Origin of the sequence: Bacillus cereus group sp. BfR-BA-01379 (assembly GCF_022663605.1) — a bacterium.
In the GTDB taxonomy this organism is placed as follows: Bacteria; Bacillota; Bacilli; order Bacillales; family Bacillaceae_G; genus Bacillus_A; species Bacillus_A mobilis.
The window spans coordinates 1-1,226 of record NZ_JAKUFT010000168.1 but is presented as its reverse complement, the minus strand read 5'-3'; the positions used below and the strand labels follow the sequence as shown (position 1 = coordinate 1,226).

The window sequence follows — 1,226 nt, the reverse complement described above, 5'->3', positions numbered from 1 at the left end:
GCGTTCATCCTGAGCCAGGATCAAACTCTCCAATAAAGTTAGTTTGTCTAGCATCTAAAAATAAAAATTGACGTTTCACGTTGTTTGTTTCGTTCAGTTTTCAAAGAACTTTTTGGTGGAGCCTAGCGGGATCGAACCGCTGACCTCCTGCGTGCAAGGCAGGCGCTCTCCCAGCTGAGCTAAGGCCCCAAACAATTATCGGGAAGACAGGATTTGAACCTGCGACCCCCTGGTCCCAAACCAGGTGCTCTACCAAGCTGAGCCACTTCCCGAAAGAAAACGCGCCCGAGAGGAGTCGAACCCCTAACCTCTTGATCCGTAGTCAAACGCTCTATCCAATTGAGCTACGGGCGCATATGGTGCCGAGGGCGGGGGTCGAACCCGCACGGTGGTCACCCACCGCAGGATTTTAAGTCCTGTGCGTCTGCCTGTTCCGCCACCCCGGCATGTCATATTGGAAATTGGAGCGGAAGACGGGATTCGAACCCGCGACCCCAACCTTGGCAAGGTTGTATTCTACCACTGAACTACTTCCGCAAGACATGTTTGAGTTATTTTATTAAAAGTGCGGGTGAAGGGAGTCGAACCCCCACGCCAAAGGCGCTAGATCCTAAGTCTAGTGCGTCTGCCAATTCCGCCACACCCGCATATTTAAGTTAAAATGGTGAGCCATGAAGGATTCGAACCTTCGACCCTCTGATTAAAAGTCAGATGCTCTACCAACTGAGCTAATGGCTCTTGCAATAAAAACTGGTGCCGACTAGAGGACTTGAACCCCCAACCTACTGATTACAAGTCAGTTGCTCTACCAATTGAGCTAAGTCGGCTAAATGGTGGAGGATGACGGGATCGAACCGCCGACCCCCTGCTTGTAAGGCAGGTGCTCTCCCAGCTGAGCTAATCCTCCGAATTGCCTGGCAACGTCCTACTCTCACAGGGACAAGGTCCCAACTACCATCGGCGCTAGAGAGCTTAACTTCCGTGTTCGGTATGGGAACGGGTGTGGCCTCTCTGCCATCATTACCAGACTGTATTCATTTAAGACAAGAATTATTGTAACTTATTTAACTTTTAAAGTCAACAAGTTTTTTATATTCTTTCAAAACTAGATAACATTGCTTCATATTATATGGTTAAGTCCTCGATCTATTAGTATTCGTCAGCTCCACATGTCACCATGCTTCCACCTCGAACCTATCAACCTGATCATCTTTCAGGGATCTTAC

General features: G+C 48.7%; 9 tRNA genes and 2 rRNA genes. All 11 read right to left on the bottom strand.

What is annotated here, in order from left to right:
- Positions 1-113: 113 nt before the first annotated feature.
- Positions 114-189, bottom strand: a tRNA-Ala gene (locus MR113_RS27210).
- A gap of 9 nt (positions 190-198) precedes the next feature.
- Positions 199-272 (bottom strand) — tRNA-Pro (locus MR113_RS27205).
- 8 nt (positions 273-280) lie between these two features.
- A tRNA-Arg gene (locus MR113_RS27200) sits at positions 281-354 on the bottom strand.
- Between the two features lie 3 nt (positions 355-357).
- Positions 358-446, bottom strand: a tRNA-Leu gene (locus MR113_RS27195).
- Positions 447-462: 16 nt separating this feature from the next.
- Positions 463-537: transfer RNA gene (locus tag MR113_RS27190), tRNA-Gly, on the bottom strand.
- Between the two features lie 29 nt (positions 538-566).
- A tRNA-Leu gene (locus MR113_RS27185) sits at positions 567-647 on the bottom strand.
- A gap of 15 nt (positions 648-662) precedes the next feature.
- Positions 663-738 (bottom strand) — tRNA-Lys (locus tag MR113_RS27180).
- A gap of 13 nt (positions 739-751) precedes the next feature.
- Positions 752-827: transfer RNA gene (locus MR113_RS27175), tRNA-Thr, on the bottom strand.
- 4 nt (positions 828-831) lie between these two features.
- Positions 832-907, bottom strand: a tRNA-Val gene (locus tag MR113_RS27170).
- Between the two features lie 5 nt (positions 908-912).
- A 5S ribosomal RNA gene (gene rrf / locus MR113_RS27165) occupies positions 913-1,028 on the bottom strand.
- 101 nt (positions 1,029-1,129) lie between these two features.
- A 23S ribosomal RNA gene (locus tag MR113_RS27160) occupies positions 1,130-1,226 on the bottom strand; the annotation flags it as partial.